The organism is Yinghuangia soli (assembly GCF_021502675.1).
Taxonomy (GTDB): Bacteria; Actinomycetota; Actinomycetes; order Streptomycetales; family Streptomycetaceae; genus Yinghuangia; species Yinghuangia soli.
In genome coordinates, this window is record NZ_JAKFHA010000040.1 from 65,942 (window position 1) to 75,931 (window position 9,990).

General features: G+C 71.0%; 7 protein-coding genes. 5 read left to right on the forward strand and 2 right to left on the reverse strand.

Annotated elements, in window-relative coordinates:
* The first annotated feature begins 50 nt into the window (after nt 1-50).
* On the forward strand, nt 51-1,499 hold the full coding sequence (locus LZ495_RS37630; RefSeq protein ID WP_235057678.1) for a DUF2201 family putative metallopeptidase: 1,449 nt from the start codon (nt 51-53) through the stop codon (nt 1,497-1,499).
* A gap of 130 nt (nt 1,500-1,629) precedes the next feature.
* Nucleotides 1,630-3,501, forward strand: a complete 1,872-nt coding sequence (locus tag LZ495_RS37635) for an AAA family ATPase (protein WP_235057679.1) — start codon at nt 1,630-1,632, stop codon at nt 3,499-3,501.
* 79 nt (nt 3,502-3,580) lie between these two features.
* On the opposite strand, the gene LZ495_RS37640 is transcribed toward LZ495_RS37635, so the two are convergent.
* Both LZ495_RS37640 and LZ495_RS37645 read right to left on the reverse strand, forming a co-directional pair.
* Nucleotides 3,581-5,446: a hypothetical protein gene (locus LZ495_RS37640; RefSeq protein ID WP_235057680.1), complete on the reverse strand. Its 1,866-nt coding sequence runs from the start codon at nt 5,444-5,446 to the stop codon at nt 3,581-3,583.
* Nucleotides 5,447-6,028: 582 nt separating this feature from the next.
* Entirely contained in the window at nt 6,029-7,651 is a 1,623-nt protein-coding gene (locus tag LZ495_RS37645) for a helicase HerA-like domain-containing protein (RefSeq protein ID WP_235057681.1), read from the reverse strand.
* A 151-nt stretch (nt 7,652-7,802) separates the two neighbouring features.
* Here LZ495_RS37645 and LZ495_RS37650 point away from each other — a divergent pair, with 151 nt between their 5' ends.
* From LZ495_RS37650 to LZ495_RS37660, 3 genes are all read left to right on the forward strand, one after another.
* Entirely contained in the window at nt 7,803-8,099 is a 297-nt protein-coding gene (locus LZ495_RS37650) for a type II toxin-antitoxin system VapB family antitoxin (RefSeq protein WP_235057682.1), read from the forward strand.
* Nucleotides 8,100-8,344: 245 nt separating this feature from the next.
* On the forward strand, nt 8,345-8,998 hold the full coding sequence (locus tag LZ495_RS37655; RefSeq protein WP_235057683.1) for a LytR C-terminal domain-containing protein: 654 nt from the start codon (nt 8,345-8,347) through the stop codon (nt 8,996-8,998).
* A gap of 78 nt (nt 8,999-9,076) precedes the next feature.
* A complete protein-coding gene (locus LZ495_RS37660) occupies nt 9,077-9,511 on the forward strand; it encodes a DUF2784 domain-containing protein (protein WP_235057684.1) in 435 nt (144 codons plus the stop codon).
* The last annotated feature ends 479 nt before the right edge of the window (nt 9,512-9,990 follow it).

Consider the following 9,990-nt stretch of genomic DNA (forward strand, 5'->3'; position numbering starts at 1 on the left):
TGTCAGCTCCGCCTGGAACCATCGAACCTGTCCGAAGGGAGGTGATCGAAATGGCCTACGGATCGACCAAAACCCCTAAGCCCCTGGTCGTCGAACTGACCGACCGCCGGGCCCTCGAAGCCTGGCAGCCGGCCGACGACGAGGTCGTCGCGAAAGCCCGCGAGCTCAAAGAGCAAGCACTGCTCGACTTCGGCATGCAGGCCAGCGTCATCGCCTCGTGGCTCTACACCAAGTGCCACCACCAGATACCGACCACCGCGATCGACACCGCGGCGGTCATGGCGTCCGGCGACGGCACCTGCCTGCTGCTCTACAACCCCGACTTCTTCGTCGCGCTCGGCCTGGACGGCGTCAAGTTCGTGCTGTTCCACGAGGCCCGGCACCTGATCCAGCGCCACCTGTTCGCGGACGCCGAACTGCGCGCCGACCCGGTGTTCACCCTGGCCGCCGAGGTCACCATCAACCACGTCGCGATGAAGCGCCTGGGCCGCTCCGAGCTGCCCCTGGTGCGGCGTACCGACCCGGAGACCGGCGAGGTCACCGAGGAGCCGACCGGCGTCGACCCGCGCAAGATCCATGCACTGTACGTCGCCGACCTGGACGAGCAGGGCCTCGAACCGCTCCCGTACGACGACTTCATCCTCACCGACGCCCTGGTCTACGCCGAGCTCAAGCGCATGAAGGACCCGCCGGTCCCGCCCCCGCTGTGCGTGCACCTGGTGCTCGGCGACGGCACCGGCGAGAACGACGGGCTGGACCCGGAAACCGTGGCCCGCATCTCGTCCGAGGTGCTGCGCGGCGTCCTGCTGTCCGCCCGGCGCGGCATGCGGCTGGCCCGCGAGGAACTGCTCGAACTGCTCAAGCGCACCGACGGCGCCACCGATGCGGCCACCAAGATGTGGGGCGACCTCGGCGCCGGATTCCTGCGCGGCGAGACCCAGAAGACCCGCCGAGTCGACTGGTGGCAGCAATGGCTGATCGACGTGCTGTCCTCCAAGCTGCGCGACGGCGAGCGCCTGGTCTACCCGAAGAAGCGCGGTGCGCTGCTGGCCACGCTCGGGCACGACCCGATGCTCGCCCGGCGCGGCCAGGAGCGCACGAAGGTCGTGGTGGTCGCGTACGACACCTCCGGGTCGATGCCCGGGCACGTCATCGAGTGGCTCACCGAACTGGTCGGGCACACCGACGGCGTCGAGGCGCACTGGCTGAGCTTCGACGGCGCGCTCATGCCGTTCAAGCCCGGCGAGCGCGTCTACGGCGGCGGCGGGACCGACTTCCAGCAGGTCGCCGACTACGTGGAGGGCCGCCTCTCGGTGGCCGGGCACCGCTTCGACGAGAGCGTCGACGCGGTCCTCATGCTCACCGACGGCTACGCCCCCGCGATCACCCCCGCCGAACCGGACAAGTGGATCTGGCTCATCACCGAAGGCGGCGACGAGTGGCCCGAGCGCCACGACCCGCCGATGGCCTGCCACCGCGTCACCACCGGAGACCGCTGAACCGGCAGCCGGACACCCGACCCCGAGCGGGCCGCGGATCACCGCGGCCCGCCCTCGTACCGCAGCCCGCACGCGTGCCGCAGCCCGATCCCGCACCCGTACCGCCGAACTCCTGTTTGCGGAAGGACCCATGACCATCACCGCCGACACCCCGCAGACCGGGGGCCGGACCGCGCGCCCGGTCTGGAAGGCCACCGCGACCTTCCCCGAGCCGCCGAAGGGCTGGAAGGGCGCCTCCAAGCTCGAGGAGTTCATCGACGCGATGATCGACCTCGGCCAGACCGGGCAGATCTTCGGCGAGCACGGCATCGGCAAGACCGCCACCTTCTTCACCCACATCCCGGACAAATACCCGGACACCGCCCTGGTGTTCGTGCCGGCCGCCAACCTCACGCCGGACGACCTCCTCGTCAACACCCCGGTCCGCGACCCGCGGACGAACGACCTGGTGCTGCGCCAGCTGATCATGCGGCAACTGCGCCCGGGCACCCCGTTCGTCCTGCTCATCGACGACGCGCTGCAGGCCGGCGAGACCATCCAGTCGCAGCTGATGCAGGTGGCCTGCAACTGGACGCTGGGCGAGTTCGACCTGCGTGAACTGGGCTGCATCGGGGTCTTCCTGACCGACAACGAGTCCCTCACCGAGACCGCGACGCGGCGCAGCGACCTGGCCATCCTGGACCGGATGGTCACCGTCAAGATCACCGCGACCGACACGTCGTGGCGCATCAAGCTGGCCGAGCGCTTCCCGCACCACGACCTGTCCGGCGTCTTCAAGATCTGGACCGGGCTGTCCCCCGCGCTGCGCCAGCTCCTGTCGCCGCGCACCCTGGAGCACATCCTCGACTGCGCCCTTGCCGGCTTCCCGCTCGAATGGGGCCTGCCGCTGCTCAACGGCGACCGCCTGCGGCTCGTCGAGGCGCTCAAGGACGGCACCCCGGGCCCGGACCGCACCGACGAGACCCTGGACCGCATCGCCACCGCGCTCGGCGTCCGCAACCCCGAGCACACCCCCGACGCGGTCCGCCGCGTGGTGCGCGAGGCCGTCGCGCGCCGCTGGGCCGTCCTCATCCAGGGCCCTCCCGGCTGCGGCAAGACCGAGGTGGTCCGCGAGGTCGTCCGCGAGGAACTCGGCCACGACCCCATCTACTTCTCGCTGCCGGTCACCAACGTCGAGGACCTCTGCGCACCCGTCCCGACCGTCGACGGCTCGCTCGACAACCTGCTCGCGCAGCGCTTCACCGCGCCCGGCGACAAGGTCATCGTGTGGGACGAGTACAACCGGCCCAAGGACAAGTCGGCGTTCGCCAAGCTCATGGAGATCACCCAGGAGTGGTCCATCGCGGGCCGCCGGATCCCCGGGCTGCGCGCCCAGATCGCCCTCCAGAACCCGCCGTACCACCTGGGCCGCAAGATGCTCGTGGCGCGCAACAACATTGCGCAGGCCACCCGCTTCACCGCATCGCTCCAGGTGCGGCCCGAGGACATCCCGGCCAACGAGTGGCTCATCGCCACCTACGGGCCGATCGCCGAGACCGTCCTCGAATGGTGGAAGGCGGACATCGACGACGAGGGCCGCGAGTGGATCACCAAGCGGACCCTGGAACGCCTCATCAAGCTGCACCGGCGCGGCATGGACCTGGAGATGGCCAAGGTCTACCTCGGCGACGGCGAGTACGCACCGGTGCCGCTCAACGCGCTCGAATCGCGGCTCGCCGACAAGCCGCGCACCGGGCTGGGCGACATCGCCGCGAACCTCGAGGCGTGGGAGCAGCGGCTGCGGGCCGGCAACGAGGTCTCCGGTGAGGGCACGAACGACACCGACGTGGTCCACCAGGTCCTCGCCAACGCCGAACTCTCGCAGCTGCGCGAGCACATCGACACGGTCGCGCGCCTGCTGGCCTGCCTGCCGCCCAAGCTGAAGTCCAGCTACCTGGTGGGGCAGTCGGAGGAGAAGCAGCGCTTCTGGATCGACGCGTTCGCCCGCATGCCGCGCAACTAGCAAGCGAGCACAGGCACTCCGCACGAAACACAGCGGCGGCAGACCGCCCCAAGGGCCAGTCTGCCGCCGCTGTCGTACGTCAGCCTCCGGGACGGTACGCGGCAGCCGCCGCGAGCCCCACCAACTCCGGCAGCGTCCCCTCGAATTCGGGCAGCAGCTGGACGAACACCGCCCACGTCTCGGCATCGGCGCCGAGCTGCGGAAGCACCTGCCGGGCCAGCTCCGCGCGGTACTCCTCGGCACAGCCGTCGGGGCTCGCGGTGAGGACCGCCTCCAACGCCTGGCGCGCAGGCCTCCCGTGCGCCACCAGGTCGGCCGGGGTGACCGCACGCAGCCAGCCGTCGTGGCCCGGGTCGGCGGTCGACGCGCGGATGCGCTCGGCCGGGGCCAGCTCGTACAGGCCCGGCTCGGCGGGCGGCACGGCCTTCTTGGGCCGGTGCCACTTCGCCCGCGCCTCGGCCAGCACCGAAGGCGACTCCTCGGCGAAGGCCCGCTGCATCACCGCGAGCACCGGCCCGGTGAACCGCTCCGGCACGGACGTCACCACTCCCTGAGCCGCGGCCATGCCCTCGCGCTCCCACACGCTCAGCACGATGTCCGCCAGATCGATGCGGCGCAGCGTGCCGTGCTGCGCGAGCCCCAGGCACACCAGCGCCGAGTCGCCGCTGAACATCAGCGTGCTGGGCTCCAGATGATGCGGATTCCCGATCGCCAACTCGCGCAGCACCGGGTCCATCGGCCGCCGCGGCCGCCCCTCCGGCGCCGCCCCGGCAAAGATCTCGCGACGCAGCGCAGCCGACGTCCCCGCCTTGTTCCAGGCCAGGATCCGGTCCAGTTCCACATCGTCGTACGCCATGATCCGCCGCGCCTCCGCATCGCGCAGATGCTGGTGCGCGGCGATCTTGCGCAGCAACTGCGGATGCCGCGTCCTGTGCGCGAGGGCAAGCATCCCCGCCCGAACCGGGACATCACCCGGAATCAGATCGGAAGCACTCTCGTGGTCCAGATGCGGCAGCAGCACCTCGAGCGCGTCCTCCGGCATGCGGCGCAGCAGGAACAGCAGTGAGGGCCGGGCCTTGCCGGCCGGCACCACGGCCGCATCCGGCGCCGGGTCGGCTGCCACTTCGTCGAGCAGCGCACACAACGACACTTCGGCCCCGGGCAACCGCTCGGCGAGCCGGGCCCACCGATGCGGATCAGCGCCCACCGTGGCCTCCAGCAGCGGACGGATATGCGCATCGGTCTGCTCCGCATCCCGGAAACACGCCGAATGCCGGCGCGACAACCGCGCGAGGAGTTTCACCGCGGCAATCGCCGGCCGGATCCGCCCATAGATGTCCTCAGGGGCCAACGCCCCGCGCTCCAAGGCGTAATAAGCCAGTTCCGACAGAGACTCGTGCTGCGCCGGCCACGGCTCATCGATGCGATGCATCAGCAAAGTGAGCTGACGCGGCGAAGACCGCCAATGCCGCGACACGTACACGCGCGCACTATGCGCCAATACAGGGTCCGCAGCCAGCAATTCCAGCGCCCGCTCAGGCGCGCACTCCGGCTTTTGGAGTTCAGCCGCGGCCGCATCGAGCCGATCGGTTTCCGCACTCCGGGGCAGCGGCTTGCGCTCCTCCGCCTGCCACCCGGGCTGCGGATCGTCAGGCGGCGAGAACACCGCCCGCACCACCGGCGACCCACCCGCCGCTATCAGCACCCGGACCTGTTCAGCCGTCAGACACGGGTTCCCGGCCAGCCCCGCCAGGTCCGCCGCCCCGCATTCCTCGGCCGCCACCTGCACGAACGCATCCGGCAGCACCACCCCGTCCCGCATCCGCGCTGCCAACCGCCCGGCCCCGAGCGCAGCCGCAACCCGCCCGAAGACCTTCGCCGCATCCCCCGCCTCCCGCTCCGCCAACGCGGCCAGCAACAGATGGACAGGTGGTTCGAAGCTCATGTCTCCCCCGGACTCCGCAGCCGACGACCAGGCACAGTATTCCGCCCGCCCACGACACCGCGCCGAGCCGTGAACCCCGTGATCAGGCCTGCCGTGCCACCGTGGCGGCCAGGGCCGCCAAGTCGTGTCTGTCGGATCTTGGTGCCGCTCGCGGTGTTCGGTGCCGGGCGCCGTGGGCGCTCGGGAGGGCCACCAGGCCCGGTACAAGACCCTGCAGACACGGCCTGGTTCCGGCAGCGTCCCACCGAAGTCCGGGAGCAGTGGCACGCATACCGCCCAAGCCTCCGGGTCCGTACCGAGTCCCGGGATCACCTGCCGCGCGATCCCGGCCGGTAGCCGGCCGCGGCGCGCTCGTCGCGATCGGCTTCAGGCACGGCCGCCAGCGCAGCCGTCGCACTTCGTCCGCGCCCGACGAGGTCGGCCGGAGCGACCCCGTACAGCCGATCGCCCATCCCCTCGAAGTCCCACGCGATCGCACGGATGCGCTCTGCAGCCGGGACTTCCCCGTCGGCCCGCCATTTCGGCTCCGGCGGCACCTTGGTGCGCTGCGAGTTCGCGTAGGCCCGTACCAGCGCGCGCCGGTCAGCGGCGGCGTTTGGCGGTGCCGAAGAGGTTGCGGGTGATTTCGCGGACGGCGGTGTTGAGCATGCCCTTCACCGCGGAGTTCTTGAGCACCGTCTCGACGACCGTCGGTTCCGGCTTCGGCTGCCGCGCGGGCGGACGCTGGGCCTTCGCCTCGGCCTTCGCCTGGGCCTCGGCGTCCGCCTGGGCCTGGGCCTGGGCGGCTTCCGCGGCGGCGGTCTCGGCGGCGGCCGTCTGGGCGGCGGTGAGCTTCTCGTAGGCGGACTCGCGGTCGACCGCGGTGCCGTAGCGGCCCAGCAACGGGGAGGCGTTGACGACGGCCTGCAGCGCCGCCGGGTCGATCTGGGCCATCAGGGACTCGGGCGCGCGCAGCCGGGTCCAGGCCACCGGGGTCGGGGCGCCCTTCTCGGACAGGACCGTGACGGCCGCCTCGCCGGTGCCCATCTGGGTCAGCACCTCGGCCAGGTCGTACGAGGAGTTCGGGAAGGTCGAGACGGTCGCCTTGAGCGCCTTGGCGTCCTCGGGGGTGAAGGCGCGCAGTGCGTGCTGGACGCGGTTGCCGAGTTGGGCGAGCACGTCGCCGGGGACGTCCTTGGGGGTCTGGGTGACGAAGAAGATGCCGACGCCCTTGGACCGGATCAGCCGCACGGTCTGGGTGATGGCGGTGAGGAACGCCTTGGACGCGCCGGTGAACAGCAGGTGCGCCTCGTCGAAGAAGAACACCAGCTTGGGCCGGTCCAGGTCGCCGACCTCGGGCAGGTCCGCGAACAGGTCGGCGAGCAGCCACATGAGGAACGTGGAGAACAGCTGCGGCTTGTCCTGCACGGCCGGGAGTTCGAGGACCGAGACGAGGCCGCGGCCGTCCGCCGCGGTGCGCATCAGCTCGGTCGTGTCGAACTCGGGCTCGCCGAAGAAGACGTCGCCGCCGCTGTTCTCCAGCGTGATCAGCGAGCGCAGGATGACGCCCGCGGTGGCGGAGGAGAGGCCGCCGATGTTCTTCAGCTCCTCCTTGCCCTCGTCGGAGGTGAGGAACTGGATGACCGCGCGCAGGTCCTTCAGGTCCAGGAGTTCGAGGCCGCGCTGGTCGGCGAAGTGGAAGACCAGGCCGAGCGAGGACTCCTGGGTCTCGTTCAGGTCGAGGATCTTGGCGAGCAGGGTGGGGCCGAACGCGGTGATGGTGGCGCGGATCGGGATGCCCGGGCCGAGGCCGCCCAGCGAGTAGAACTCGCACGGGTAGCCCTTCGGCTGCCAGTCCTGGCCGACGTCCTTCGCCCGCGAGGCGACCTTGTCGTTGGCCTCGCCGGGCTGCGAGATGCCCGACACATCGCCCTTGATGTCGGCGAGGAACACCGGCACGCCCTGCGCGGAGAGCTGCTCGGCGATCAGCTGCAGGGTCTTGGTCTTGCCGGTGCCGGTCGCGCCGGCCACCAGGCCGTGCCGGTTGAGCATGCCGAGCGGGATGCGGATCTGCGCATCGGGGTGTCCGGTGCCGTCCACGACGAGGGCGCCGAGGTCGAGAGCGGGGCCGGTGAAGGCGTATCCCGCGGCGATCGCGGCGACGACGTCGTCCGTGCCGCCGCTTTTTGCGCCCGTCTTGCCGTCGGTGCCGCCCTGGGCCGCCATGGTTCTCCTCCAGCGTCGCCAGCCATTCGTACCATTGGGAGAGAAATATCCCATTTGTTCATTCACTTGGGGCACACGACGCGCCCGTCCGAGACGAGGAAGAGGCCATGGCGGGGACCGCAGGAAGCCGGGCCCCGGTAGGCTGACCCCTGTGATCTTCAAGCGGATCGGTGACGGCAAGCCGTACCCGGACCACGGGAGGTCGGGTGCCCGCCAGTGGGCCGACATCGCCCCGCGGCCGGTGCGTCTGGACCAGCTCATCACGACCAAACGCCAGCTCGACCTGGACACGCTCCTGGCCGAGGACTCGACTTTCTACGGCGACCTGTTCGCGCATGTCGTGAAGTGGCAGGGCGACCTCTATTTGGAGGACGGGCTGCACCGGGCGGTCCGGGCCGCCCTGCAACAGCGCCAGGTGCTGCACGCCCGCGTGCTCGATCTGGGCTGACACCGGGCCGACGCAGCGCCGGCCGGGCCTCCGGCACGTCCCGCGGACCGGCCCGGCGCCACCCGTCCGGGCTCGCCCGGACGGCGCAGCACAGGCGGGTCGGACCGGACGCGTCCCCGCGCGGATTCGCGCAGGTCGGCATTAGTCTCGGCAGCACGGCGACCGGGACCGATGCCGGGTTCCGGTGCGCGCAGACCGCCCTGTCCACACGTGGCCGGGGGTGCGAGGAGGATGGGGGCGCGTCGATGAGCATGCTCACTCCCCGCGGCATGCGGGGGCAGTACAAGATCACCGGCAAGCTGTACCCGCGGATGACCCGGCGGCGGCGGAAGTGGCCGATCGTGGTCGCCTGCCTGGTCGCCCTCGCGGTGCTCAGCACCGGGGCGTGGGCGGTGTACCACTTCACCGCGGACGACAAGAACACCACGGCGAGCAAGAACTGCAAGCCGCAGCCGTCCGGTTCCCCCGGCGCCCCCAACACCCAGCCCGTGTCGCAGACCGGCGCGCCCGCGAACCTGCCCGCGCCCGCGACGATCACGGTCAACGTCTACAACGGCACCGACCGGGCCGGACTCGCCAAGGCGGTCGCCGACGAGCTCAAGAAGCGCGGCTTCGTGATCGGCAAGGTCGCCAACGACCCGCTGCGGCAGGCCAACGCCCCCGTCATGGAGGCCGCCGTGCAGTTCCGCGCCGGCGTCCCCGGCAAGACCCCCTCGACCGTCGTCGCCGCACACGTGGCCGGCACCCCCGCCCCGCCGGTCGAGGACACCCGCACGGACGCCACCGTCGACCTCGTCCTCGGCGCCGGCTTCCAGGCCCTGGCCACCCCCGAGGCGGCCGCCGCGGCCCTCGCCCCGCCCCCGCCGCCGTCCCAGGCCCCGCTCCCGGCCGGCTGCTGACCGCCCCCGCACCCCTTCCGGCCCCGGCCGCCCGCATCAGGGCGACCGGGGCCCGGCATTTCGGGGAAGGAACCCGGTATGGGGTACCGGATCCTCGCCGACGCGGCCATGACCGCGCACTTCGCCTTCCTCGCGTACGTCGTCCTCGGCGGCTTCGCCGCCTGGCGGTGGCCCCGCATGCTCTGGCCGCACCTCGCCGCCGCCCTGTGGGGCCTCATCGTCATCACCGGCAGCATCGAATGCCCGCTGACCGCCGCCGAGAACTGGGCCCGCGAACGCGCCGGCGAGAACCGCATGGCCACCACCGGCTTCATCGACCACTACATCGAGGGCGTCCTCTACCCGGAGCGGTTCACCACGCTCCTGCAACTCCTCGCCGCGGCCTGCGTCCTGGCCTCCTGGACCGTCCCCCTGCACCGCCGCCGCACCCGGAAAGCCCTCGGACCCCCGAAAACACCGAAACCGGACCGGCCCGCAAGGGACCGACCCGGCTTCGACACTGCAGAGCGGTAGCGGTGGGATTTGAACCCACGGAGGAGTTGCCCCCTCACACGCTTTCGAGTTCCCCACCCAAGATCATCCGGGCTAGGGCACTCCGTTCACGACCGTCCGCCGCTGTCCGTCCACCCGTCACGCCAGCGCGTCCACCTACGGCCCGCGCAGGGACGAACGCTCCCGGACGGTCATGAATGAGACGGAAACTGAGACGGACGGACCCATGGCCATCGCGGCACCCCACAGGTCCACGCCGCCCAAGAGGCTGAAACACAGGGGGACAGGCCCCCGTACCCCCTGTCCCGTCCATCCCTGCAGGTCAGAACCATGGTGGGACAGGCGGGACAGGGGGACACCCCCGTGTTTCAGCCTAGAGGTTGTCTCGTAACCCGTTCGGCCGTGTCGCGTTGGTTGGGTATGGCGGTTGTTTCTGCGGCGGATCGTGAACTGGTGCCTGTGTTCACGGGGTTGACGTATGCGCAGTTCCGCGCGTTGGT